Annotated in this window: 19 protein-coding genes; 8 read left to right on the forward strand and 11 right to left on the reverse strand. The window is 34.0% G+C overall.

The features are described 5' to 3' along the window. Positions 1 to 108: 108 nt before the first annotated feature. From HCAN_RS04740 to recJ, 8 genes are all read left to right on the forward strand, one after another. Positions 109 to 1,128, forward strand: a complete 1,020-nt coding sequence (locus HCAN_RS04740) for a DctP family TRAP transporter solute-binding subunit (protein WP_006655612.1) — start codon at positions 109 to 111, stop codon at positions 1,126 to 1,128. 29 nt (positions 1,129 to 1,157) lie between these two features. Then, positions 1,158 to 1,760, forward strand: coding sequence for a TRAP transporter small permease (locus tag HCAN_RS04745; RefSeq protein ID WP_006656855.1), 603 nt, complete (start codon positions 1,158 to 1,160; stop codon positions 1,758 to 1,760). 9 nt (positions 1,761 to 1,769) lie between these two features. Continuing rightward, positions 1,770 to 3,047 (forward strand): TRAP transporter large permease, encoded by a 1,278-nt coding sequence (locus HCAN_RS04750; RefSeq protein ID WP_006655614.1) that lies wholly within the window; start codon positions 1,770 to 1,772, stop codon positions 3,045 to 3,047. Positions 3,048 to 3,069: 22 nt separating this feature from the next. After that, positions 3,070 to 3,819 (forward strand): cytochrome c biogenesis protein CcdA, encoded by a 750-nt coding sequence (locus HCAN_RS04755; RefSeq protein WP_006655615.1) that lies wholly within the window; start codon positions 3,070 to 3,072, stop codon positions 3,817 to 3,819. Further along, a complete protein-coding gene (gene pseH / locus HCAN_RS04760) occupies positions 3,820 to 4,287 on the forward strand; it encodes a UDP-4-amino-4,6-dideoxy-N-acetyl-beta-L-altrosamine N-acetyltransferase (RefSeq protein WP_006655616.1) in 468 nt (155 codons plus the stop codon). A 42-nt stretch (positions 4,288 to 4,329) separates the two neighbouring features. Continuing rightward, positions 4,330 to 4,962: a formyltransferase family protein gene (locus tag HCAN_RS04765; RefSeq protein ID WP_006655617.1), complete on the forward strand. Its 633-nt coding sequence runs from the start codon at positions 4,330 to 4,332 to the stop codon at positions 4,960 to 4,962. Positions 4,963 to 5,082: 120 nt separating this feature from the next. Beyond that, the gene (locus HCAN_RS04770) at positions 5,083 to 6,723 is read left to right on the forward strand and encodes a CTP synthase (RefSeq protein ID WP_006655618.1); all 1,641 of its coding nucleotides are present in this window, start codon (positions 5,083 to 5,085) and stop codon (positions 6,721 to 6,723) included. Beyond that, a complete protein-coding gene (gene recJ / locus HCAN_RS04775; RefSeq protein ID WP_006655619.1) occupies positions 6,713 to 8,293 on the forward strand; it encodes a single-stranded-DNA-specific exonuclease RecJ in 1,581 nt (526 codons plus the stop codon). Before HCAN_RS04770 ends, recJ begins: the two co-directional genes overlap by 11 nt. Here recJ and HCAN_RS04780 read toward each other — a convergent pair. The 11 genes from HCAN_RS04780 to HCAN_RS04830 all read right to left on the reverse strand — a co-directional run bounded on the left by HCAN_RS04780 (position 8,278) and on the right by HCAN_RS04830 (position 24,555). Then, on the reverse strand, positions 8,278 to 10,698 hold the full coding sequence (locus HCAN_RS04780) for an efflux RND transporter permease subunit (RefSeq protein WP_006655620.1): 2,421 nt from the start codon (positions 10,696 to 10,698) through the stop codon (positions 8,278 to 8,280). The genes recJ and HCAN_RS04780 overlap by 16 nt on opposite strands. Further along, a complete protein-coding gene (locus HCAN_RS04785) occupies positions 10,698 to 11,273 on the reverse strand; it encodes a Tgt2/MlaC family protein (RefSeq protein WP_006655621.1) in 576 nt (191 codons plus the stop codon). The genes HCAN_RS04780 and HCAN_RS04785 overlap by 1 nt, the downstream gene beginning before the upstream one ends. A 3-nt stretch (positions 11,274 to 11,276) precedes the next feature. After that, the gene (locus tag HCAN_RS04790) at positions 11,277 to 11,975 is read right to left on the reverse strand and encodes an MlaA family lipoprotein (RefSeq protein ID WP_006655622.1); all 699 of its coding nucleotides are present in this window, start codon (positions 11,973 to 11,975) and stop codon (positions 11,277 to 11,279) included. Then, positions 11,968 to 13,845 carry a 1-deoxy-D-xylulose-5-phosphate synthase gene (gene dxs / locus HCAN_RS04795; RefSeq protein WP_006656856.1) on the reverse strand — a complete coding sequence of 626 codons (1,878 nt, stop codon included), beginning with the start codon at positions 13,843 to 13,845 and terminating at the stop codon, positions 11,968 to 11,970. Before dxs ends, HCAN_RS04790 begins: the two co-directional genes overlap by 8 nt. Next, complete coding sequence (gene fliH, locus HCAN_RS04800; protein ID WP_006655624.1) at positions 13,845 to 14,714, reverse strand: flagellar assembly protein FliH; 870 nt, start codon at positions 14,712 to 14,714, stop codon at positions 13,845 to 13,847. Before fliH ends, dxs begins: the two co-directional genes overlap by 1 nt. Continuing rightward, positions 14,707 to 15,741, reverse strand: coding sequence for a flagellar motor switch protein FliG (gene fliG, locus HCAN_RS04805; RefSeq protein ID WP_006655625.1), 1,035 nt, complete (start codon positions 15,739 to 15,741; stop codon positions 14,707 to 14,709). The genes fliH and fliG overlap by 8 nt, the downstream gene beginning before the upstream one ends. A 2-nt stretch (positions 15,742 to 15,743) precedes the next feature. After that, on the reverse strand, positions 15,744 to 17,474 hold the full coding sequence (fliF, locus tag HCAN_RS04810; RefSeq protein WP_006655626.1) for a flagellar basal-body MS-ring/collar protein FliF: 1,731 nt from the start codon (positions 17,472 to 17,474) through the stop codon (positions 15,744 to 15,746). Between the two features lie 7 nt (positions 17,475 to 17,481). Continuing rightward, positions 17,482 to 18,582, reverse strand: coding sequence for a histidinol-phosphate transaminase (hisC, locus tag HCAN_RS04815; RefSeq protein ID WP_006655627.1), 1,101 nt, complete (start codon positions 18,580 to 18,582; stop codon positions 17,482 to 17,484). A 76-nt stretch (positions 18,583 to 18,658) separates the two neighbouring features. Further along, complete coding sequence (locus HCAN_RS04820; RefSeq protein WP_006655628.1) at positions 18,659 to 20,086, reverse strand: hypothetical protein; 1,428 nt, start codon at positions 20,084 to 20,086, stop codon at positions 18,659 to 18,661. 100 nt (positions 20,087 to 20,186) lie between these two features. Further along, positions 20,187 to 21,446 carry a TolC family protein gene (locus HCAN_RS04825; protein WP_006655629.1) on the reverse strand — a complete coding sequence of 420 codons (1,260 nt, stop codon included), beginning with the start codon at positions 21,444 to 21,446 and terminating at the stop codon, positions 20,187 to 20,189. Next, positions 21,436 to 24,555 carry an efflux RND transporter permease subunit gene (locus HCAN_RS04830; RefSeq protein ID WP_006655630.1) on the reverse strand — a complete coding sequence of 1,040 codons (3,120 nt, stop codon included), beginning with the start codon at positions 24,553 to 24,555 and terminating at the stop codon, positions 21,436 to 21,438. The genes HCAN_RS04825 and HCAN_RS04830 overlap by 11 nt, the downstream gene beginning before the upstream one ends. Positions 24,556 to 24,560 lie beyond the last annotated feature (5 nt).

Consider the following 24,560-nt stretch of genomic DNA (forward strand, 5'->3'; position numbering starts at 1 on the left):
TTAAACAAAGAAATAAAAATATGCTCAACTTTTAGCAAAACTTTGTAAAATATAAAATCTTACGCGTAAGTGTAAGTTTTATATTTTTACTTCTAAAAGGAGAGATTAATGAAGAAAGTTATTTTAGCTTCAATATTTGCTACATTTGCTTTAGTTGGTTGTGGAGGTAGCAATAAAGAATCAGCAGCAGCAGATGATTCTAATAAGGTTTATGAGGTTAAATTTGCTCATGTTGTGAGTGCCAATACTCCAAAAGGAAGGGCGGCTGATTTTTTTGCAAAACGCGTTAATGAAATGACAAATGGTCAAATCGTGGTGCATGTATTCCCATCTGCACAACTTGTTGATGATGATAAAGTTTTTCAAGAATTAAAACGCAATAATGTGCAATTAGCAGCACCTAGTTTTTCAAAATTTACTCCCTTTGCTAAAGAATTTAACTTATGGGATATTCCTTTCATTTTCCGCGATACAGAGCATTTACATAAAGTAATGGATGGAGAAGTAGGGCAAATTTTAAAAGATGTGATCACTGCTAAAGGTTATGTGGCATTGGATTATTGGGATGCTGGATTTAAGCAATTTAGCACAAATAAAAAACCAATCATTTTACCAAGTGATGCAGAAGGTCAAAAAATGCGCATTATGAGCTCTAAAGTGCTAGAAGAACAAACAAAAGCCATTAAAGCAATTCCACAAGTTTTGCCTTTTGGAGAGGTGTATTCAGCATTGCAAACAGGTGTTGTTGATGCAGCGGAGAATCCACTTTCAAACCTTTATAATTCTAAATTCTATGAAGTGCAAAGCTCTATTACAATGTCTAATCATGGTTATTTAGGTTATTTGGTGGTTGCAAGTGAGAAGTTTTGGAATGAATTGCCAAAAGATTTACAAGAGAAATTTGTTGCTGCAATGAAAGAAGCGACAGCTTATGAGAGAGAAGAGAGTGCTAAAGAAGAAGCAATGCTTTTAGATAAACTTAAAGCAGATGATAAAACAGGAACACAGATTTTTGAGCTTACCGAAGATCAAAAGCAACAATGGCAAGATGTGATGATAGCTATTTATCCAAAATTTTATGATTTAGTAAGTCAAGAATTGATAGAAAAGACAATTAACACTAAATAGAAGGGTTGGATTTGAAAGAATTATTGTTGATGATTCAAAAACCATTTTTGTATGCACACAAAAGTCCTGGCATTAATAGATTTTTTGCGGTTTTGGATACTATAATTGCAGGAATTAATAAAAATGTTGCTGTGTGGGGAATGGCAATTGGAATTGTGATTACCGCAGTTAATGTATGTATGCGGTATATTGCTGGGTTTTTCCCAGAGATTGGCTCATTGACTTGGGCAGAAGAAGTGGCACGATATTGTTTTTTGTGGTCAGCCTTTTTTGGAGCGGCTTATGGTTTTCGAAAAGGTGTCCATATCTCTGTAACGATGCTTCTTGAAAAGTTTTCTCCATCTTGGGCAAAAGCTTGTGTGCTTGGGACACATATTTTAAATTCTATTTTTTTAGGATTTATGTTTTATGCAAGTTTAATGGTGTGCGTATTGAATTATGAAATAGGCTATATGAGTGAGGCACTCCATAATGTTCCTTTATGGGTTTTTCTTCTTTGTTTGCCAATTGCATTTTTTGGAGCAACTTATCGTAGTATAGAAAAAATTTATGAAGTTTCTTGGATGGATGCAGATAAGGTTGTTAGAAATGCAGAAGAAGAAATGATACACGATTCAGTGATTAAGGATTAAGGGGAGATTATGAGTGTTGCATTTTTGCTAATTGTTTTATTTGGATTGTTATTGCTTGGTGTTCCCGTTGCGATTTCTTTGGGAGTGAGTGCGGTATGCACGATGATTTTATTTAGCTCTTATGATATTATGGGTGTTCCAGAGATTATGCTTAATGGTTTGAAACCGGCATTGATGGCAATTCCAATGTTTATTTTAGCAGGCTCTTTGATGAGTAAAGGGAGTTCTGCACAAAGAATTGTAGATTTTGCTAAGAGTATTGTAGGACATTTGCCCGGTGGGCTTCCTATGAGTGCGATTTTAGCGTGTATTATTTTTGCTGCTGTAAGTGGAAGTTCTCCTGCTACTGTTGTTGCAATTGGTTCAGTTATGTTTGTCGCACTCAAAGAAGCAGGGTATCCTAAAAGTTATTCTGTAGGTGCGATTACTTCAGCAGGTAGTCTTGGGATTTTGATTCCTCCTTCTGTGGTTATGATTGTTTATGGTGTAACAGCGGAAGTTTCAATTGAAAAGCTTTTTATGGCAGGAGTTATTCCAGGTTTAATGATTGGTGGAGCAATGATGCTTTATGCTTATATTGGAGCTAAGCGACTTGGGTTTAAATCAACAACTCCAGCAAGTCTTAAAGAGCGATGGATGAAATTCAAAGAAGCTTTTTGGGCATTATTGATTGTTTTTGTTGTGATTGGTGGAATCTATGCAGGAATCTTTACTGCTACTGAAGCAGCAGGAATTAGTGCTGTGTATGCTTTTATTGTCTCAATCTTTGTGTATAAGGACATTAAAATCAAGGATTTATATAGCGTATTTTTAGATGCTGCTATTACAACTGCGATGATTTTCTTTATAATTGGCTTTGCGGTTGTTTTTGCCCATTTTCTAACAAGCGAGAGAATACCGCATATTATTGCTGAAAATTTAGTAAGCATGAATATGACTTGGTGGATGTTTTTAATTTTGGTCAATCTTATTCTCTTTTTAATGGGGCAATTTATGGAGCCAAGCTCGGTTGTGATGATTATGACACCATTGCTTTTGCCAATTGCATTGCAACTTGGAATTGATCCTATTCATTTTGGTATTATTATGATTGTAAATATGGAGATTGGTATGCTAACGCCTCCTGTTGGCTTGAATTTGTTTGTGGCAAGTTCATTAACAAACTTAAGTTTAAAAGATGTAACTATTTCCATTATTCCTTGGCTTTGTGTTTTATTGCTTGGTTTAATTTTGACTACCTATATTCCAGAAATTTCCTTGTGGCTACCCAATCTATTGGATCAATAGCTTTTTACAATAGGAGATTGCTTTGGAAGAATGGTTAATTACTTTTTTTGATAAAGCACCGCTTTTAATTAGTTTTATTGCAGGGATTCTAACTTTTGTTAGTCCTTGCGTTTTACCCCTTATTCCTGCTTATCTTTCTTATATCTCTGAAGTCTCTCTAAGCGAACTTAAAGCCTATGAAACATTAGATTTTAAAATGCGTTTAGTGATTGTTCGTAATGCTTTGTTTTTTGTTTTGGGAATGGGGATTGTTTTTGTTTTGCTTGGGGCTGTGGCAGCTAGAATCTTGAGTGGAGGAATTTTGCTTAGCCCTATTGTTGCATATTTTGCTGGAGGAATCTTAATAATTTTTGGATTGCATACGGCTAGAGTTATTCAGATTCCTTTTTTGAATTACCAAAAAACTTTTTCTATTCACATGATTTCTTTTAATTTTTTGCGTGATTTTTTCACACCTTTTTTGTTGGGTGTGAGTTTTTCATTGGGTTGGACACCTTGTGTGGGTCCTATCTTAGCAGGAATTATTTCTTTGGCAAGCTTAGAGGCTAATGAGGGGGTTATGCTTATGGTGATTTATACTTTAGGGTTTAGCTTACCTTTTTTATTGTGTGCATTTTTAGTGGGATATATTTTTGCATTTTTAGAGCATATAAAGAAATATTTTAAATGGATTGAGTGGTGTGCTGGTGGGTTATTAATTGTAATTGGAATTTTGATAATGAGTGGAAAAATGGCTTGGTTGTCTAATTATCTTGTAAAGGTTTTTGCTTAAATGGTAACCTTAAAGAATTTTATTGATCTTGATGATTGGCAAAAGCGTGAAATTTGGCAATGGAGAAATAGCCAACAAGTCTCTTGTTATATGAAAAATAAGGTAATTTCTTGGGAAGAGCATTTGGAATTTATTGAAGGATTGAAAAATGATTCCACAAAATTGTATTTTTTAGTTTTTTTAAATCAAGAGGCTATTGGTGTGATTGATTTTGTAGATTTAAAAAGAGGCGATTCGTGTGAGTTTGGATTGTATCAAAATCCCTGCTTGAAAGGTTATGGAGCGAGGCTTATGGAGATTCTTATGGAATATGCTTTAAAGGAATTGGCTATTAAGAATCTCTATGCCTGTGCTTTTAATGAGAATATCAAAGCTATTAATCTTTATTTAAAATTTGGCTTTATTTTAACAAAAAAGGATGAGATAATGAGTTATTTTAAATATTATCTGGGGGGGGGGGCTAAATAATAGTTTTATTAGTTTTCCTATTCTTCAAAGAAGGGCAAGTTAATGAGAGTAGCAATTTTAACTTCGCCCAATCAATGGTTTATTCCTTATGCAGAAGAGTTGTGTGCTAAGATTCCTAAAAGTGATTTGTATTTCTCGCATCAAGAAATTAAACAAGCTTATGAAATTGTTTTTATTCTTTCTTATCATCAAATTATCCCTAAAACTTTTTTGGTGAAAAATAAGTATAATCTTGTCATTCACGCTTCTAATTTACCTAAAGGAAAAGGTTGGTCTCCAATGTTTTGGCAAATTTTAGAGGGTAAAAATGAGATTATTTTTTCTTTGTTTGAAGCAGATGAAAAAGCCGATAATGGCGAGATTTATTTGCAAAAAACACTAAAATTAAATGGAGTAGAGTTATATGAAGAGTTAAGAGATAAACAGGCTAAAATGTGTCAAACAATGTGTTTGGAATTTTTAGAAAAATATCCCAATATTTCCTCTAAAAAACAAGAAGGGAATGAGAGTTTTTATCCCAAAAGAAGTCCAAAAGATAGCGAATTAGATTTGACAAAAAGTTTAGAGGAGCAATTTAATTTGTTAAGAATTGTGAGTAATGAAGAATTTCCAGCATTTTTTTATAAAGAGGGCAAAAAATTCATTTTAAAGATTTATGATTTTAATGAAAAATAAAATTAAAATAGTGAATAAAAAAGTTATAAAATATCTTAAGAGAAAAAACGAGCTTATAAAAAAGTGAAAATTAACCTCTAAGGCGTTATAATTTCCAAAATATTTTTTAGAGGTTTTGCTATGTCTAAGGTAGAGACAAAATACATATTTGTAACAGGAGGAGTCTTAAGCTCTCTTGGTAAAGGGATCACTTCTTCATCCATTGCGACTTTATTGAAACATTCTGGTTTTGAAGTGGGGATTTTGAAAATTGATCCTTATATTAATGTTGATCCTGGCACAATGAGTCCTTTAGAACACGGAGAAGTTTTTGTTACGCGAGATGGTGCTGAGACGGATTTGGATATTGGGCATTATGAGCGGTTTTTAAATATGGATTTTTCTTCCAAAAATAACTTTACGACAGGGCAAGTGTATCTTTCTGTTATTGATAGAGAGCGTAAAGGCGGGTATTTAGGTAAGACGATTCAAGTGATTCCACATATTGTTGATGAGATTAAAAGAAGAATTAAGCTTGCAGGTGAAGGCAAGGAGATTTTGGTAGTTGAGCTTGGTGGGACTGTGGGTGATATTGAAGGGTTGCCATTTTTGGAGGCAATGCGTGAGATTAAACACGAATATGGAATAGAACGCGTGATTAGTGTGCATGTAACACTTATTCCGCTTATTCGTGTAGCAGGAGAATTAAAAACAAAGCCAACGCAACATAGTGTGCAGGAATTAAGACGCATTGGTATCACTCCACAAATTATTATTGCACGCACAGAAAAAGAATTATCAAAAGAGTTAAAAAATAAGCTTTCAATGAGTTGTGATGTGGATTATGATTGTGTGATTATGGCTCAAGATGCTAAAAGCATTTACCAAATGCCTTTAAATTTTCTAAAAGAAGGAGTTTTAGTTCCAATTTCAAGATTTTTAAAGCTGCCACAATCTACTCCTGATATGAAAGAGTGGGATAGCCTTGTCAAGCGAATCTTAGCCCCTCAAAATGAAGTGAGTATTGCGTTTGTTGGTAAATATTTAAATCTTAAAGAATCATATAAATCTCTTATTGAAGCCTTGGTGCATGCAGGGGCAAATTTAGATACTAAAGTGAATATTCAATGGATTGATAGTGAGGAGTTAGAGCGGAATCAAGAATTACTAAAACAATTAAAATATGTTGATGGAATCTTGGTGCCAGGTGGTTTTGGTGAGCGTGGGATTAAGGGTAAAATGGAAGCAATTAAATTTGCAAGGGAAAATAAAATTCCATTCCTTGGAATCTGCCTTGGTATGCAACTAGCAATCTTGGAATTTGCGCGTAATGTATTAGGGGTTAAAGAAGCTGATTCGATGGAATTTAATCCAAAGACTAAAGAACCTTTTATTTACCTAATTGAAAATTTCATCGATCAAAATGGAGAAAAGCAAATCCGCACTCATACTTCTCCTATGGGCGGAACGATGCGGCTTGGAGAGTATGAATGTCAAACTAAAGAGGGCAGTAAATTACAAAAAGCTTATAATGGGCAGAAAATTATTAAAGAAAGACATCGTCATCGTTATGAAGCAAATCCTAAATATAGAGAGATTTTAGAAAAAAATGGTTTGATTATTTCAGGAGAATCAAAAGGACTCATTGAAGTCATTGAGTTAGAAAATCACCCTTGGTTTGTTGCTGTTCAGTTCCATCCGGAATTTACTTCAAGACTGCAAGCTCCCAATTTAGTGATTTTGGAGTTTATTAAACAGGCTTCAAAGCATAATGCCAATTGATTTTCAAAATCTTTCTTTACTTGATATAAGCCTTATTAGAGAGAAACTCATCTCACGCTTTAGTGCAATGGAGATTTTAAATTTACAGAATCTCCCCTTGCCAAGTGCTTTAAATAATCTTCCTCAAATTGCTAAAAAGATTGTCCAAGCTATCAAAGAGCAAAAAAAAATAGCAGTGGTTGGGGATTATGATGTAGATGGAGTTGTTTCTTGTGCGATTTTACAAGATTTTTTTAAAAGAATACCTTATAGTATTTTGGTGGTAATACCCAATCGCTTCAGTGATGGATATGGAATTTCTAGTGCTTTGGTAGAAAAAATAGATTGTGATATGATTATCACGGCGGATAATGGAATTAATGCTATAGAAGCTGCGGAAGTTTGTAAAAAAAAAGGAATTGAATTAATTATTACCGATCACCACACTCCTCAAGAGATTCTGCCTGATGCGTTAATTTGTAATCCTAAGATTTCTCCAAATTTCCCCGAATCTGAAATTTGTGGAGCTTGTGTGGCGTGGTATTTGTGTGCGGCTATCAAGCAAGAAATGAATCTAAAAGTCTCAATGGTAGAATTTTTGGATTTATTGGCTTTGGCAATCGTGAGTGATGTGATGCCTCTAAGGGGAATGAATTGGGTGCTTTTGAAAAAAGGTTTGGAGATTTTAGGGCAGAATAGGCGAGTGTCTTTGAGTTTATTAAGAGAACATTTTAAAAAGTATCCACTTAATGCACAATTATTGGGATATTACTTTGTTCCACTTTTAAATTGTGCTGGAAGGATAGGGAGTGCTGAACTTGCTTATCAATTTTTAATACAAAATGATTCTAAAGCAGCCTATCAAATTTTAGAGGAACTTTTGGAGCTTAATCGACAAAGAAAAGCAATGCAAAATCAAGTTTTTTTAGAAGCAAAAGAAGATTTTATGCACCAAGAAAACTTTGAAGCATTACCCTTTGTGGTGGTGTATAATCCAACTTGGAATGAAGGAGTTATTGGGATTGTGGCGGCAAAACTTTGTGAAGAGTTTGCAAAGCCGAGTATTGTTTTAACAAATAATGAAGGTAAGTTAAAAGGCAGTATGCGTTCTAATGGTATTGATTGTGTTGAGACTTTAGCAAAACATAAGGAATTTTTGGAGAATTTTGGAGGACATTTTAAGGCAGCTGGACTTGGGTTATTACAAGAAAACTTTGAAGTTTTTAAAGAGGCATTAATGAATATGGAGATTTGTAGCGAACAAAAAATTCAAAATGATGTGCTTGGAATATTACCACTTCAAAAGATTAACTTAGAGATTTTTAGAATTTTAAATGAATTTGAGCCTTATGGAGAGGGTAATGCTATGCCAAAATTTGCAACAAGAGCAAAAGTATTATCCGTGAAACTATTTGGAGATAATAATAGTAAAATACTTTTAGAACAAGATGGAATCACAAAGGAGGCTTTGAAGTTTTCTGAAAATCTTCAAGGTTATGAAAATCAAGAAATAGAGTTGATTTATTCTTTGCAGTGGGATCGATTTAGTTCTAATGTAATTTTAAAAATAGAAGATTATTTTTTAGCATAAAAAGTCATTAAGAGTGTTGGAAGCAAAATAAGTGAGCTTATAAGCATTAAAAGCATAACAAGAGTAGTGAGTAATCCAAAATAAATAGTGGGGATAAAGTTACTACTCATCATTGCACAAAACCCTATAACAATGATTAAAGTTGTGTAATACATTGCATTGCCAATGGAATTGTGAGAATTCCTAATAGCGGTTTTGATGGGATGGAATTTTAATTCTTCTTTATAGCGGTGAATGTAGTGAATCACATCATCAACGCCAATTCCAAGGCAAATTGCTGCAATGGTTACACCCATTAAATCTAGCGGAATCCCGCTTATCCCCAAAAATCCAAAGATAGCCCCCAAAGGAATGAGATTGGTTAGCAAGGCAATAATAGAGAGCTTAATGCTTCTAAAAATTAAAATAAATACGATAAAAATTGCACCAATAACAAGGCTAAGTGTATCAACTTGAGAGGCAATAAGATTTTGTAAGAGATTGTTGTAAAGCACCATTATGCCATTAACTTGAAAGCTAACAGGTTCTTTTTGAAGGATTTGTGTCAAATCATTTTGGATTTCTTGAATAAAGGCATTGCGTTTGAGATTGGGATTAGAATCAAAAGTGCGGAAAACAAAGCGCATTTGATTTTTTTCAAGATTCACATAGGGCGTGAAAAGCTGATCTTTTAGACTTTGGGGGGAATTTTTGTATAAAAAAGCCATCATAAAATCATCAGCCCCTAAGCCCAAAGATTCCACTAAAATAGAAAGACTATGAAGACTTAAGATGGATCCAATAAATTCTTTATTGCTTAGGTAGTTATGGATATTTTTGGCAATCCGTAGCTTTTGGCTATCAAACCAATAAGAATCTTCTTTTTCTAAAGCACTAAATTCTGCTTCAAATTCATCTTCAAAGTTGGTGGATTGATTATTAGATTCTTCTTTTTTGAAAGCAATAATGATTTCTAGCGGAATGGTGCCACCTAATTCTTTGTCAATGAGGAGCAAACCTTGTTTGATTTCGCTTTTATCTTTAAAATAATTAACAAAACTATTTTCTACTCTTAGAGAGAAAATGCCATAAATGCTAAAGAGAGTGCAAAGCAAAGCAATGCCATAGACTAATTTTGGTTGATTGATTGCGATATTAGCACAATGACTTAGCAGGTTTTTGTGCCATTTGGGGATATTTCTGTGTTTAGAAGGTTTTGGAAGTAGCACAAGAATAGCTCCAAAAAGAACAAAAGTAGATACAAGAGCAACGCTAACCCCAATACTCATAATGATACCTAGGTGAATAATAGGGAGAATGGAAGAGAATATCAGGCTTAAAAATCCTATGATGGTAGTTAAGACTGCAAAAAAGCTTGGTGAAAATTTGTTAAGCATTACAGCAAAGACTAAGTTTTTTTGTGAAGCTTTGGGGAATTTTTTATAAAATTCTAAATAAGAAACGATTAGATGCACAATTAAAGAAACAGAAATAATTAAAAGTAAAGAGACATAGTTGCTAGAAACAATTGTAATTTGATAGCCTAAAAATGAAAAGATTCCGCTACTTACAATTAGGGTAAAAAGACAAACAGCAAAACTAAGAAAAACGAAATAAATTTGCCTAAAGAATATCCAAAGCATTAAAGCTAGAATAATGCTTAAGATTGTGCCATAGGTGATGAGATCGGATTTGACATATTCAATCATATCGTTAGTAATCAGCGTGATTCCGCCAAGATGAATTTCGCCTTTAGTTTGATATTTGGCTTGGAGTGATTTTAATGAATGGATAGTTTGTGTATTTTGAGTTTGTATTTGTTCTTTGTAGGTGCGTATGAGATTTTGTATTTTTTGAGATTCTAAGGGTGTGGAAGATTTTTTTAGAGATAAGAGTTCTTTTAGTTTAGAATCTTCTTTGAGAAAAATAAGAATTCCAGTTGTTTTTGCGTTTTTGGAAATAATATTTTGCGTATAAAAAGGATGGTTTAAAATTTCCTTTTTGGCTAGATTTTTGTCAGTTTGTGGAGAAAGCAAGGTGGGATTAATTTTAAGGATTTCTTGGAGTTCTAGGGTTGGAGTGCTTTTTAGCAATGGAGCATTAAGAATACTTAGGGTGCTTTCTACTTGTGGAATTTTTTGAATATCATTAATAAGATTTTCAAGTGTTTTAAGGGAATTTGGATTAAAAACATCATTATTTTTGGGGCTAAAAGAAAGAATTAAAAAATCTTTGCTTTGGTAATTTTGTGAAATTTCCTCATAAATCTTGAAATCTTTGTTGTTTTCTGCAATCAAGCTTTCAGAGCTTGCATCAATTGGAAGCTTTAGGGTGTAAAAAAGAGAGATTAAGAAAACCAAAAAACATACAAATAGAATGCTTTTAGAGTATCTTAAAAGAGTTTTGAAAATAAAAAGTAATCCCATTAATTTTTAAAAAAGTTTTCGCTTTTAAGTTTTTTGAGTAGAGTTTCAAACCCCTGTTGGGCAATAATATCGGCAAATTGTGAGCGGTAGGTTTGGATAACACTAATACCTAAGATATCAACATCATAGATTTTCCAATCTTTTTTTAATTCCCTAAATTTAAAAGTAATATAGTTGATTTTTCCATCTAAAATAATGGAAGTTTTAAGATTGTAGCGATTATTTTTGATTTTTTCTCCACCTAAGACTTTTATTGTTTCATCTTTGTAGAGATGAAGTTTATCGGTAAAACTGCGTTTTAGCCCCATTTCAAAGGCTTTATTGAATTCATTTTGTTGAGTTGGAGTTAAATTTTTGTATTCTGTTGAGAGAGATAGTTTTGCCATAAGTTTGTAATCAAAGATTGAATCAAAAAGATTAAAAATTTCTTGAGCAATAGCATCTATGCTTTGATTGGAAGTTTGCAGAATTTGCAGAGTTTTGTTGATTTTATTCTCCATAGTTGTATCAATTTGGTTAAATTCAAGTGCAAAGCTTGAGATTATTAAAAATAAAAAGCTTAAAATTAGTTTCATAGGTTACTCCTTGATTAATTCATCTCTAAATTGTTCATAAGTGTCTCGTATTAAGACATAAGAATCTAGACTATCTCTTCTAATTGTATCAATGGTATCTTTGTGTCTTGCGGTGTAGTTAAATTCTTTGAACGCATAAACACCGCTAGAAGCCCAAAATGGATTAATGTAAGTGGTAGGGTAGGCAAATGCATTAAGGGGCATTGCTAGAATATCGCGGAAATTTGATGGACCAAGCAGCGGTAAGACAAAGTAGAATTCTCCATCAAAGCCCCATCTTCCAAAAGTGATTCCAAAGTCAGAACGCTTGGAGTATAAACCATTAGAAGTTGCAATATCTAAGATTCCTCCAAGTCCAAAAGTGCTATTAAGTGCGAATCTTGCAAATTCATTGCCTGCTTCTTTAAAATGAAAAGTTAATAATTGTGAGAGAAAGCGTAAAGGAGAAGCAAGATTGTCAAAAAAATTATAAATACCAATCCGTAATCCAAGCGGAGTAATGGTATTGTAACCTTCTAATGCGGGGCTAAAAATATAATCATAAATCCCCCAATTAACATTAGTCATAAAGCGATTGTATTTTTCAAAAGGATCTTTAATGGTGGTTGAAGTGTATTCAGATTCGAATTCATTTAGAAAATCATCTTGTGCAAAGGTAAGTTGAGAAAGTGCAAAAAGTAAAAGAAATAGAATTTTATACATCTTCTTTTCCTGTAATATTTAAAATTTGTGTGGCAATATTTTGTGGATCAATTCCCATTATGGTTTCTATTTCTTGTGTTTTGCCATGTGGAATAAAAGCATCATTAAACTCAAAGGAATGGATTTTAATTGAAAGATTATATTGTTGAGCAAAAGCACAAAGCGATTCGCCAACTCCACCTATTTTAACATTGTCGCTAAAGACAAACCAATAAGGATATTTTTGTCCAAGATTCTGCAAAGAAATCTCATCAAGTGGTTTAAGGAAACGCAAATCCACAATGCCACATTCTAAGTTAGATTCTTTTAAGATTTGAGCAGTTTTTATAGCTCTGCCAACTCCATTGCCATAGCCAATGAGTAGGATACCACTTTGAGCATTTTGTAAAATTTCTAGCTTTCCATAAATAAAAGGGGTGGATTGGATACGATCATCTTCTAATAAAAAAGATTTTCTAGGGTAGCGGAAAGCACAAGGTCCATCGGTGAAATCTTTTGCAAAAGTAATGGCTTCTTTTAAAGTGGCATTATCGCGCGGTGCAAAGAGTGTGAAATTAGGGATTATCTTAAGGTAGGCAATATCAAAAACGCCTTGATGTGTTTCTCCATCTTCTCCTACGATTCCAGCACGATCAATGGCAAATTTTACAGGCATCTTCATAATGCCTACATCGTGGATGAGTTGATCAAAAGCGCGTTGCAAAAAGGTAGAGTAAATGGCAACAAAAGGTTTAAAGCCTTCTTTGGCTAAGGAGCTTGCTTGTGTGGTGGCGTGTTGTTCGGCAATGGCAACATCCCAAAAGCGTTTAGGGAAATGTTTGATAAGCAAATCAAGTCCTGTCCCACTTGGCATTGCTGCGGTGATACCAACTATTTTGGAATCTTGTTTAGCGTATTCTAAAAGTGTTTGAGCAAAGATTTGAGTAGGGGTTTTAGAAGATGATTGAGAGAGTGTTACACCTTTTTGCATATCAAAAGGGCTCACTCCGTGCCAATGCTCTAAATGACCTTCTGCATAGGGATAACCTTTTCCTTTTAGGGTTTGTGTATGCACTACAATGGGTTTTTTTAGGTTTTTAGCAAGTTTGAATGCTCCAATTAATTCTTTAAGATTATGCCCATTAAGAGGACCAATATATTCTAATCCAAGCTCTTCAAAGAGCAGTCCAGGAGTAATGAGTTTTAGAGATTCTTCAAAACGCTTAGCTAGGTAAGTGGCATTTGGCATTTTATTAAAGGCGTTGCTTACTTTTGATTTGATTTTTTGGATAAATTTTCCTGCAATAATTTGAGAGAGATATTTGCTAATTGCGCCAATAGGTTCTGCGATGCTCATTTCATTGTCATTTAGGATAATAACCATAGGATATTTTCTATCACCTAGTTCATTAAGGGCTTCATAAGCTAATCCAGCACTCATTGCACCATCTCCGATTAAAACAACAGGAATATTTTTGGAATGATTGAGTGCGAAAGCTTTTGCGATTCCTACTCCAAGAGAGATAGAAGTGGAGCTGTGTCCTGCGATAAAATAATCGTGATTACTTTCTTGTGGTTTAGTAAAGCCACTAATCCCATTGGTTTGACGCAAGGTCTCAAAGCTATCCCAACGACCTGTTAAGAGCTTGTGTGCATAGGCTTGATGACTAACATCAAAGATAAAAGGATCGTTGGGCGAATCAAAAACACAATGCATTGCAATAATCAATTCTACAGAACCTAAACAAGAGCTTAGATGACCTCCATTTTTAGAGACAACTTCTAGGATTCTATGGCGTAAAATTTGTGCTAATTCATTTAAGGCAATATAGTCTTGTTCATTAAAATTATCTTTTTTTAAAATTTCCAAATATTTTTGATCTAGAGACATTAGAATCTACTTTCTAAAATGGATTTTTTAAGGGCTTCAAAACGCATATAAATATCTCCATCAATATTGCCTTCATTGCTCAAGATAATTACGCCTCCTTTAGCAATTGCGGGATCAGCTTGAATGGTTACATTATTTAAATCTTGTAATGTTTCTTTTAACTCTTCTAAATCTCCAGGAAAAACTTTTAGCGTAACTTGTGTATTTTCTGCGAGATTTTGTAAAAGATTTCTTGCTAGAGAAGTAGCGATTTTAGCACTATTGGTATTGACTTCGTTTGTGATAACTTCTTTGGCAATATCAAGCGCAATAGAGCTTAGTTCTTTTTCAAGGTTAGTAATATGAGTTTTAGCATTACTAATATGCTCATCAATACGCTTAATACTTAAAGAATAAAGTTCTTTTTGGCTATTGATTTGTGCTTCTAGTTCTTGTTTGGCTTTTTGATAGCCTTCGTTGTATCCTTGTTCTTTGGCTTCGGCTTTAGCATCAGTAACTCTTTGGTTGATTTCTTTTTCTTGTTTGTCAAATTGTTCTTGAAGCTTTTGCAAAGATTGCGCTAAAACATCACTTTTTTGGAGAATTTTATCAACTACTTCTGTTTCAAAAAGCTTGAGTGAGGGAGTTGGTTGGGGCGGCATTTCTTCTGTTTTTTGCACTTCTTGAATTTGTTCTTCAGGTAATTCTTGAGAAGTAGATGGCATTGGTGGCATAGCTATTTCTTGTTCTTTTTGTGTAGAATCTTTTTTAGAGTCCGAAGTTTGTGGTTTTTTGGTAACTTCCATATTTCTAAAATTGTATTTTTGAATATCGTGCTTTGATTTTCTTTCTTCGGTGATGATATTTTTGTGTTCGTTAATATTATTCAATGGTATCCTCTTGTTCCCCAATTTGTATCACGCCTTGTTCAGAGAGTGATTGCACGGTTTCTACAATTCTTCTTTGTGCGGCTTCGACATCTTTAACTTTAACAGCACCTAAAAATTGCATTTCTTCTAAAAATTGCTCACTGGCTCTTTGAGACATATTGGACATAAATTTTTGTTTAAGTTCTTCTGGAGAAGCTTTAAGGGCTAGAATTAAATCTTTCTTATCAACAATTTTTAGAATCTCTCTAATGGCGTTATTGTCAAGTTTTTCAATATCCTCAAAGGTAAACATCATTTCTTTAATTGCACCTGCTAGTTGATCATCAATTTGTTCGATATAGGCAATAGTTGCCTTAGCGGCTTTTTGACCTAAGCGGTTAAAGACTTCCGCGACAGCACGCACACCACCTACTTCTACTTTGTAGCTTGTAAGCGATTCAAGTTTGTTTTCTAAAACGGTTGAGACGCGTTTGACAACATTGGGAGAAATGTCGCCAAGATTAGCCATACGAATGGCGATTTCTGCGCGTAAATCATCTGAGAAAAAACTTAATGTTTCTGCAGCATTCGTAGGATCCATATGTGCTAGAATTAAAGCAATGGTTTGTGGGTGTTCGTGAATAATAAAGTCTGAAAGTTGCTGCGGACGAACACGCGAAAGATAAGCAAAATTTTGAGAAGATTGCATTGATTTTGCAAGTTTATCTAAAACTCTTTTTGCGGCTTCTGGACCTAGTGTGCGATAGAGTAATTCTTTGGCATATTCAAAACCACCTGTTGAAATGTATTGATTGGATTGAAAAATAGCATAAAACTCTTCTAAAATAGCACCGGCAATGGTTTTATCTACGCCGGAATTTTGAGCAATATATTTTGAAATTTCTGTGATGGAATCTAAATCAAGGTGTGAAAAAATTTCACCTGTAATTTCATCGCCTAATTGGACTAATAAAATGGCAATTTTTTCTGCCATAGAGAATTCATCATATTGCGCTTGTTGCCTTGGACTTAGTGTAATAGATGGCATAGTTATCTACCTCCTTTTGATGCGCTTCCAATACTATCAATTCCTAATTCATCATGCACTAAAGTTTGAAATAAATTGGCTAACTCGGTTGGTTTTTCTTGTGCAACTTCTCGGATTTTTTCTAAAAGCACTTCATATTTGACTTCATCTTCGTTGTTTCCATTGCCAAAACCAAGTTGATCTTCAATGCGTCGTCTAACTTCATTAAGTTTATCGCCATTTTCCTCTTCCTCATCATCAACTTTAAGTAGCGATTCAATTTCTTCTTCTTCATCGGCTTTAGCTTCAAGCATTCTTTCGCTAAAGGGCAAGATAACTTTCTTATAAAATAAGAATAAAATAATCCCTACAATAACATATTTTAGGAGTGGCATAAAAGGTGTAAGTAAATTTTGAGCAGTCTCCAAGAAGCGTTCTAGTGGGGTTCTAGCTTTGAAGCCTGAATCTTGTCCATTAAGTTGGAAATTACTTACAGAAACCTCATCGCCTCTTTGCTCATTAAAGCCAATAGCTTGTCTAACAAGTGCGGAGATTTGTTGCATTTCACTTTCGTTTAGTGCGGTGTATTGTAGTTGTTCTATGCCATTTTCATCAATTTGTTTTTGGTATTTACCATCAACGACTACCGCTGCAGAAAGTCTTCGAATCGTAGCGAATTCTCCTTTAATATTAGAGATAGTTTTACTAACCTCATAATTAGTAGTGGTTTGTGATTTTTCATAACGCTCCCTGTTATTTTCATCTTCTAAGCCTTGCACAGGTCCGATGTTGCTGACTACTCCTGGGACACCACCTATTTCTTTAGGTTTTGATCCTTCGCGTTTTTCTTCAAGGTTTTGTTCGCTTCTCACAACATTGTTAGGATCGTAATATTCTTGTGTGCTTTCTTTTTGTGCGAAATCAAATTCTGCTGTTACCTTAGCTACTACTCCTTCTCTTCCTCCTGCAATAGGGGCTAAAATATTGATGATTTTTTCCTCTAGAGATTGCTCAAAATTGTTTTTATAGCGTAATTGTGCTGCGGCTAACTCTCTTGCACCGCCTAGCTCATCTAATTCACTAAGGGGCTCACCTTTTTCATTAACCACTTCTACATTTTCAATGGTTAAATTAGGAATAGCAGAGGATACAATATTTTTGATACCTGAAATTTGCTTAGGAGTAAGGGTTTGTCCTGGTTTAAAAGCTAAAACAACAGAGGCGGTAGGTGGAGTTTGCTCACTTACAAAAACACTCTTTTCTGGTTGTGCAATATGCACGGTTGCTTTTTGAATTGGTGAGAGGCTTTCAATAGTTCTTGCAAGTTCTCCTTCAATGGCGCGGAGATATTTAACTCTTTGATCAAAATCTGTAGCACCAAAATCTTGTGTATCAAAGATTTCAAAGCCTACTTTGCTACTTTTTGGAATCCCATTGCTTGCAAGTTTCATTCGTTGCTCATAAACAAGTTCTTGTGGGATTAAAATTGTATTATCTTTAGGGATTTGATAAGGGATTTTGTCTTGTTGGAGTTGCTGGATAATTAACGCTCCATCTTCTGGACTAACTCCTTCAAATAAAACGGCATATCCTGGATACATTACTCCAGCTTTATTATTCATAGAATTCCAAACAATCAAACCTGATATAAAAGCCACAATAGCGACAATAGTCGCTAAGATAACAATTTTTTGTTTTTTATTAAGGCGTTTATAAAGATTTCTTATTTGTTCAAATAATGCTTTTAAATCCATTTCTTATTTATTGTCCTAAAAATTCATCAAAAAGAGTAAAAAATCGTTGATTTTGACTTTTTGTTCCAATGGTAATGCGGATTGCATTTAATCCATAAGAAGCAAGGTTACGAATAATCATTCCTTTTTTGAGAAGATAATCTGCAATAAGAGTTGAATTAAGTGGATTTTCAAAAAGATAAGTAATGAAATTTCCATAAGATGGAATGTATGAAATACCCTTGCTGTTTGCATAATCTTCATAGAGTTTCATTTGTTCTAAATTATTTTGAGTGGTTTGGTGAATATGTTCTTGATCTTTTAGTGCTTCAATGGCAGCTGCAAGAGAAGGAGTGGTGATATTAAAAGGAGGACGCACTTTTAAGAGAGCTTGGATAATGTCTTCTTTGGCAATTCCATATCCAACCCTCATACCGCCTAATCCATAAGCCTTAGAGAAAGTTCCTAAATAAATTGCATTAGGAAAGCTTTGAATGAGTTCTTTTGGATCAATGGCTTTGCTAGTGTCTTTAGCTTTTGCGTATTCTTGATAAGCACCATCAATAATCACAAGTGTTTCTGAATCAATTTTGCCTAGAAAATCAAAAATTTCCTTTTTGCCTAAGCATTCTCCTAGAGGATTATTGGGGACACAAAGAAAAATAATTGAAGGTTTATGAGTTTGATAGAGTTCTAAAAATTCTTCAAGATTGTGAAATTGACTTTGTGCTTTGATAATGGTTGCACCTACCATTTTAGAGTAGATTTCATACATTGCAAAAGTGGTTTTTGCCATTAAGACTTTGCTATTTTCATTAGCTTTTGCGTGGATACAAAATTCAATGATTTGATCGCTTCCTGCACCAATAATGATTTCTTTTGGATTGACTTGATAATGTTTGCTTAAACCTTCTTTTAAAGCAAACATCGAATCATCAGGATACAAATGCGCATTTGTTGCGTTTTTAACAATTGATTCTATAGCTTTTGGGCTTGCTCCAAGTGGATTTTCATTGGAAGCAAGTTTGATAATTTCTTTCGGATCAATGCCAAATTCCCTTACGACCAATTCTATTGGCTTACCCGCCTCATAAGTTTGGATTAAATTTAAAGTGGAATTAAAAGTCATATTCAAATACCCCAAAATAAAAAGTAAAAATTATTTTGTTATTGTAGCAAAATTTCTATTAAAGAAATTTGGAATTTTATAAAATCATACGCATCATATCGATAAATTGTTCCATATCTCCTTTGATAATAAAGTAGGTAATCCCTAATCTTTTGGCTTCTTGTATGAGAGATTTATCGAAATTTTTAGGCACAATAGCACAAAAATTAATTTTTTCTTTTGTTTTGAAGGTTTGATAATATTTTTGAATAAAATCTAAAATATTTATTCCATTTACCTCCCATTCCATTACAATGACATCATAATGATGTTGCAAAGTTGAATCAAGATTATTTTGAGGTTTATTGGAAGTTGTAATTTGTAAATCATTGTCAAATTTTTTTAGATATTCTCGGTAGCGTTTGCTATCTTCTTTGGAATTTTGAATTAATAAAATATTTTTTTTGCTAAAGGCTTCTAAATATTTAAGTAAATCAAAAAGTGATTGTGTTTCTCTGCGAATTTTTGTTTTATCAAGACTTCTAAGAAAGTATTTTAAAAAAGTTTTTGAGCTATAAGTGCCTGTAATACCTGCTTCAATAAAGAAGCGTCTAACGCTCAAACTCCCTCTAGCTCTCTGCCATAGTAAAAAATCTAGGTCAAAAGCTTTGGTGTTTAGTAGTTTGATAAAATCCTCTTTAAAAGCTTTAATGAGAGGAAGATAGCTTTTCAAAAAGGGTTCATAAAATTTATCATAAAAATCTTCTTTAACTTTAGTGATTTTGGCTAATTTCTCTTTTTGTAAAGAGAGATAATGCAGTAAATCAACATATTTTTTACGAAAATTTTTGAGATAGGATTGTGCTTGGATATAGTTTGTAGAGTTTTGATCATTGCGTTTAGCAAATTGTTCCTCAAGTCTTTTTAGAGTTTCTCCCATAGAAGCTTGTTGTGCTGAAGTGCTTTTGATGATGGATTGTGTGGTTTGGATAAGTTCTTCAATTTTGACATATTCGATTTGTTTGGCTAAAAAAACTTTTTCATAAGAATGCATTGGGGGATAGGAAGCTTTTTTTAAAAAGGCTTCATAAGCTTTGTCTAGGGCAGTTAGTTCGGATTTGAGATTAGTTAAAGCGAGATTTGGAATCGTGCTATCGAGTTCAAAGAGATCATTGTAGGCTGTAAATAAAAAGCGTTTAATGCGTAAAAAGTCTAATTCTTTTTTGGATTCAATGTCTTTTTGGTAACGCTTGATAATGTTTTCAACGCCACCATAATAATCATAAATGCAATCTTTGATACTTTTAGTTTGGTGGATTTCAAAATTTTCTTTGATAACCTTTGGTTTAACAAAGATAACTTCTCTGGAATCAGAGACTTCAAATTCTACTTCTCTATTGGGTGTTAGTTCATTTAGTTGTCCTTGCCAAATATGCAAATCAAATTCATAGCGGCGTTTATTATTGGCTTGTTCAATTGCACCGCGTTTTGTTTTGGCATTAATAGCCACTAAATAACCTGTCATTTACCCCTCACCCTAATAAACTTTAATAAAGTTTTTTAAAGAATTTATAATTTTAGCTTTTTGTAGATTTTATCCCCCTTAAAAAATATTAAGGAAAGAATTAATTTAAAACTTGTGGCGTTTGCGTGATTCTCTCAATTTCTGCTAAGGCTTGGAGAATCGCATAGCGGTTTAAAACAACATTGGTTCTTGCTTGGGTTAATAGATATTCTGCATCTAAAAAGTCGCTTGTGCTTTGGATTCTCTCTTTGTAGCGATTTTTGGAAATGCGGTAGTTTTCTTCAGCTTGAGTGAGAGCGCTTAAAGCAACTTGGTAAGCATTTAAAGAAAGATTATAAGTTTCTAGGGCGGAGAAAAGTTGCAAATCTAAATCTTCTAATAAAGTAATCCTTTGGCTCTCAAAAGCAAGTTTATTGACTTTGGTTGATTCTAAGGTGTATTTGTCGTTAAATCCATTAAAAAGATTGAGATTGATTTGTAAGGTAATCATTGTTTCATCATTGTAGGTATTGGATCTTTTAGAAAGTCTATAATCTTCTCCATAACGCGTATAATCTCCAATAATATTAATATTGGGTAGAAAATTCCCTTTAGCACTTTTAACCAAATAATCTTTACTTTGAATTACCGAATCTAAGAAAAGCAATTCAGATCGCTTTTGATACATTAAATTTTTAAGTGTTGATTCTATGAGAGTGGGTTGGTGGAGTGTGAGTTCAACTAAGTCTTTTAGATTAATTTTAGTGCGTGTGTAGCGTTCAAGATTTTTTAGGGAATAGGCTAAATTACTTTTAGCACTTAGTAAGGCTTGGATAGAGTTATTAAGCTCAACTTCGACTTTCAATAAGTCATTTTTAGGAATCAAGCCAACTTTATAAAATTCCGCACTTTCTCGCCTTTGTTCTTCTAGGAGTGCTTTAGATTGTTCGGCAACAATAACATTTTGCTTTTGCCTTAAAACATCAATATAAGCAGTTTTAACAAGTAAAATAATATCTTCTTTAGTGGCTTGGAGTTGGTGTTCTTGTGCTTTTGAGAGAGATTCATAACTTGCAAGATTGTAATAATCACTTAAACCATTAAAAAGATTAAATTGGATATTTGCCCCAATATTTCCTGAAGTTTTTCTGCTGCGTTGGCTTGAGATTTTGTTGGTTCTATCGGTTGAATAAGTGGCATTAATAGAGGGATAAAATGGGCTTTGATAAGTTTTGTAGTTGTATTGTGCTTCTTTTAAGAGAAATTCTTGCTCTTTGATAGCGTGGTTTGCTTTGAGTGTTAGATCAATAGCTTCTTGCAAACTAAGAGTGTAGCCAAAACTAGTTAAAATACATAAAAATAAGAGAGTTTTAAGCGACATTTTTTACCTCTTTTTTGATGAAAAATGAAAGAAGACAAGGAATTAAGAAAATAGTAAGAAATGTGGATAATCCCAATCCACCTAAAATAACCGCTCCAAGTCCCCGATAGATTTCGCTTCCAGCACCTGGTGCGATGACAAGTGGTAGCATACCAAAAAGTGAAGTGAGTGTGCTCATATAAATAGGGCGAATCCTAACTTGCACGGCATTTAAAATGGCTTCTTGATAATCCATACCATAAAGTCTAATATTGTGTAAAGATTGATAAACAATTAAGATTGCATTATTAACCACGGTTCCTACAAGAATAATAAAACCAAGCATAGTTAAGACATCTAAGGGTTGGTCGGCAATGAATTGATTAGTAAGCCATAATCCTAAGATTCCTCCCCCAAGGGCTAGAGGGATTGTAAAGAGAATAATCAAAGGATAAATAAAGTCCTCATATAAGGCTGCCATTAAGAGATAAGTGATAAAAACTGCTAAAATAAATCCTCCCTCCAAAGCTGTTCTAATTTTGGTGAGTTGATCGGCAGTTCCGCTTAGAGTGATTTTGTTATCATTTAAAGCACCACTATTTTTTAGTTTTTCTAAAACTTCGCCTTGTATGATTTCCATTGTTTCTTGAATCGTGATATTTTTTGGAGGATTGATTTGTAGAGTGATTGTTCTATCTCTTTCTAAATGCCGAATCTCATTAATTCCGTATTCTAATTTTTGGATTGCTAGAGAAGAAATAGGCAAGATTCCGCCATCTGGAGTGTAGATTGAGGCGTTATAGAGTTCTTCTGGGGAAGTGATTTGTGATTGTTGGGTTTTAAGTATAAGATCAATTTTTTCCCGCCCTTCTTCTTTGTATTCAGAAATTTTTCTCCCATCCATTAGCACATCAATAGTGATTCCAAAGCTTTGTGCATCTAAGCCTACTGCTTTTAATCTCTCGTTGTTTGGGTAGAGATTGATTTCAGGGTAGAGTATTTCTAAGCTTGGGCGAGGTGAGATTTGTGTTTCTTTTCCTAAGGTTTCTAGGGTAATGCGTTGAAGTTCTAAAGCGGTGATGATGATTTTGTCTAAATCTGTGCCACTAATATCCACATCAATACTCCTGCCTTGTCCTCCACGCCTTTCAAAGATACCTTGTTGAGAAGCATTGCCTGTGATGCCTGGGATTTGAGCCATACAAGTTTTTGCTAGAGGGATTAACTCACTTGCTCTAGTTTCTTCAGTAGAACGCATACCAAATTGCATATCTGTTTCATTGGCAAAATAATACATATTGGCAATAGGAGGCAAAGTAGCACTACCTTGATAGCCATTAGAGGCATAGTAATCTTTAACACAAAGATAAAGAGTTTCTCCTGTTTTAACGCGTTCTTCATAGGATAAACCTGGAGGAGGATTGAGTTTGGCAAAGATGAAATTTTGATTTCCTTGGGGTAAATATTCCATTTTTGGAAATAAAAAATAAGTAAAAGCAATGGAGATAAAAGTTAGACTTAAGATTGTTAAGATTTTATTTTTCGTATTTTGCATTGATTTATAGACAAAAAACATAATCCATTTTACGCAGTAATTGCCTAATTCTACAAACTTCTGTGTTAAAAGTAGGAGAAATTTTGGCGGAGTTAAGCTAATGGTGCGTTTATTGACTTGATAGCTTAGAGTGGGAATAACAAGCACAGAAACAAAAAGAGAAAGCCCTACAGCACTACTTGATGCAATGGCAATATCGCGAAAAAGTTGTCCGGCTTCTTCTTGAACATTGATAATAGGGATAAAAATCGCCACGGTGGTTAAAACAGATGCAATTAGTCCGCCAATGACTTCTGTTGTTCCATCGCTAACAGCTTGAATGGGAGATTTCCCCATTTTTCTATGGCGGTCAATATTTTCTAGCACTACAATAGCCGAATCAACTAACATACCTACAGCAAAAGAAATTCCTGCTAGAGAAACAACATTGAGTGTTCGATTTAAAGCAGCCATAATAATAAAAGTCCCAAACACGCTAAGAGGCATTGAGATTGCAATAATGAGTGTGGAAGTAATGGAGCGTAAAAAAATAAAGAGAATTCCACAAGCTAGGAATGCACCCGCTAAAATATTGCCTTTTACTAAATCAATAGCTTGTGTGATATAGTTTCTTTGATCGCTAACCCATTCTAGTTTTAAACCCTCTTTTTTGAGAATGCCCTCATTAAGTTCTTCAAAAACTTCTTTTACTTGATTGGTGAGTTCTAGTGTATTGGCATCAGCAGTGGGTTTAATAAATACATTAAGGGATTCTTGTCCATTATAAAAGGAAGCAGCTATTTTACTTTCAAACCCCTCTTGCACTTTTGCAACATCGCCGATTTTAACTCTTTTAACGCCATCACTCCAAATGATTGTTTCTGCAATCATTTCTGGGGTTTTGTATTCAGCAGCAGTTCGGATACGATAGGCTTTTCGTCCATAATTCATTGTGCCTGCGGAAATATTTATATTTTCTCTCTCTAAGGCATTAATAAGTGTATCGATGGTTAAGTCATAGGCGGCAAGTTTTTGATAATCTAAAATAATGTGCATTTGCCTATCATCACCGCCAGGAAAATTCACTTCTGCTACACCATCAATGCGTTCAAAATATTGAATCACTTTTTCATTAAAGAAAGTCCGATACTCTCGGACATTTTTAGTTTCACTTACTAAAGCCATTCTAACCACTGGAGAGGTATCATCACCTGTGGCACGAATAATAGGTCTATCTATATTGTCAGGATAACCTTTGACTTCATCAAGCTTATTGCTTACATCAAGCAGGGCTTCTGTGAGATTTGTGCCAATATTAAACTCCAAAGTAATATGAGCTCTTGCATTTCTAGAGCGTGATTCTAAAGAAACAAGATTATCAATTCCTTTTAAGACTTGTTCTTGTCTTTCAATAATTTCTCTTTCAATTTCATAAGGCGTTGCACCATCCCAAGTTGTAGAGATTGAAATAACTGGTCGTGTTACTTTGGGGGTGAGTTGATAGGGCATTGTTTTTAGGCTTAAAATGCCAAAGAGTGTAACAAGAATCATTCCAACAATAACGACAACAGGGCGATTGATAATTTTTTCTATCATTTGAT

Origin of the sequence: Helicobacter canadensis MIT 98-5491, from assembly GCF_000162575.1 — a bacterium.
Lineage (GTDB): Bacteria > Campylobacterota > Campylobacteria > Campylobacterales > Helicobacteraceae > Helicobacter_D > Helicobacter_D canadensis.

What these genes read in the sequence shown, in the direction of transcription:
- HCAN_RS04740 (WP_006655612.1), top strand. Translation starts at nt 109, where the DNA reads ATGAAGAAAGTTATTTTAGCTTCAATATTTGCTACATTTGCTTTAGTT.
- HCAN_RS04745 (WP_006656855.1), top strand. Translation starts at nt 1,158, where the DNA reads ATGATTCAAAAACCATTTTTGTATGCACACAAAAGTCCTGGCATTAAT.
- HCAN_RS04750 (WP_006655614.1), top strand. Translation starts at nt 1,770, where the DNA reads ATGAGTGTTGCATTTTTGCTAATTGTTTTATTTGGATTGTTATTGCTT.
- pseH (WP_006655616.1), top strand. Translation starts at nt 3,820, where the DNA reads ATGGTAACCTTAAAGAATTTTATTGATCTTGATGATTGGCAAAAGCGT.
- HCAN_RS04765 (WP_006655617.1), top strand. Translation starts at nt 4,330, where the DNA reads ATGAGAGTAGCAATTTTAACTTCGCCCAATCAATGGTTTATTCCTTAT.
- HCAN_RS04770 (WP_006655618.1), top strand. Translation starts at nt 5,083, where the DNA reads ATGTCTAAGGTAGAGACAAAATACATATTTGTAACAGGAGGAGTCTTA.
- recJ (WP_006655619.1), top strand. Translation starts at nt 6,713, where the DNA reads ATGCCAATTGATTTTCAAAATCTTTCTTTACTTGATATAAGCCTTATT.
- HCAN_RS04780 (WP_006655620.1), bottom strand. Translation starts at nt 10,698, where the DNA reads ATGGGATTACTTTTTATTTTCAAAACTCTTTTAAGATACTCTAAAAGC.
- HCAN_RS04785 (WP_006655621.1), bottom strand. Translation starts at nt 11,273, where the DNA reads ATGAAACTAATTTTAAGCTTTTTATTTTTAATAATCTCAAGCTTTGCA.
- HCAN_RS04790 (WP_006655622.1), bottom strand. Translation starts at nt 11,975, where the DNA reads ATGTATAAAATTCTATTTCTTTTACTTTTTGCACTTTCTCAACTTACC.
- dxs (WP_006656856.1), bottom strand. Translation starts at nt 13,845, where the DNA reads ATGTCTCTAGATCAAAAATATTTGGAAATTTTAAAAAAAGATAATTTT.
- fliG (WP_006655625.1), bottom strand. Translation starts at nt 15,741, where the DNA reads ATGCCATCTATTACACTAAGTCCAAGGCAACAAGCGCAATATGATGAA.
- fliF (WP_006655626.1), bottom strand. Translation starts at nt 17,474, where the DNA reads ATGGATTTAAAAGCATTATTTGAACAAATAAGAAATCTTTATAAACGC.
- hisC (WP_006655627.1), bottom strand. Translation starts at nt 18,582, where the DNA reads ATGACTTTTAATTCCACTTTAAATTTAATCCAAACTTATGAGGCGGGT.
- HCAN_RS04820 (WP_006655628.1), bottom strand. Translation starts at nt 20,086, where the DNA reads ATGACAGGTTATTTAGTGGCTATTAATGCCAAAACAAAACGCGGTGCA.
- HCAN_RS04825 (WP_006655629.1), bottom strand. Translation starts at nt 21,446, where the DNA reads ATGTCGCTTAAAACTCTCTTATTTTTATGTATTTTAACTAGTTTTGGC.
- HCAN_RS04830 (WP_006655630.1), bottom strand. Translation starts at nt 24,555, where the DNA reads ATGATAGAAAAAATTATCAATCGCCCTGTTGTCGTTATTGTTGGAATG.